Annotated in this window: 1 pseudogene; it reads left to right on the top strand. The window is 74.3% G+C overall.

Annotation, left to right across the window (positions count from 1 at the left end):
- Positions 1–707 (top strand): annotated as a pseudogene (locus AC2W7A_RS13105) (Tat (twin-arginine translocation) pathway signal sequence); the annotation flags it as partial.

Genomic DNA, 707 nt, shown 5'->3' with positions numbered 1-707 from the left:
GCCCGGACGGGCGTCGCGCCCCCGCAGGTCGGCCTCGGCCGTGCGGTCGGCCTGCTCGTGCGCCTGCGCTGGGCGCTCATGGTGGCCGGGTGGCGCCGGTCCGCCGTCACGCTCGTCTTCAGCATCCTCGGCATCGTGTACTTCAGCGCCATGACGCTGCTCTTCGGTGCCGGCGTGCTCGTCGGCCTGCCGGTGACGGTCCTCGGGCTGCGCAGTGCGCTGGCCACCCTGATCAGCGGCGCGCTGGTGCTCGGCTGGTCCGTGATCGCCCCCTTCGTCACCGGCGTGGACGCCACCCTGGATCCGCGCAGCTTCCAGGTCTATCCGCTGCGCAGGCTGCGTCTGGTGACGGGCCTGCTGGTCGGTGCCCTGAGCACGCCGCAGGGGGTGCTCACGCTGGTGGCGGCCCTGGCCGTCGGCGTCTCCTGGTCGGACACGCCCGCCGCCCTGCCGTGGGGCCTGGCCGGTGCCGTGCTCGCCGCCGCGACCGCTCTCGCCCTGGCGTACGGCGTGACCGCGGTGCTGGCCTCCTACACGGGACAGCGCCGCATCCGGGACGTGGTCTCCGTGCTGGTCTTCATCCCGCTGATGCTCGCCGGCGTCATCCTCAACGGGATCATCGACTCCTTCGACCAGCTGCTGACGCTCGCCGAGCCGGCGGCCGCCGTCCTCGGGCTGGGACCCCGTTCGGTGCCGCCGGCGCCGCG

The sequence above is a fragment of the Micrococcus sp. LASM2_SD2 genome (genome assembly GCF_057364565.1).
This window is presented reverse-complemented; position numbering and strand designations above follow the sequence as displayed.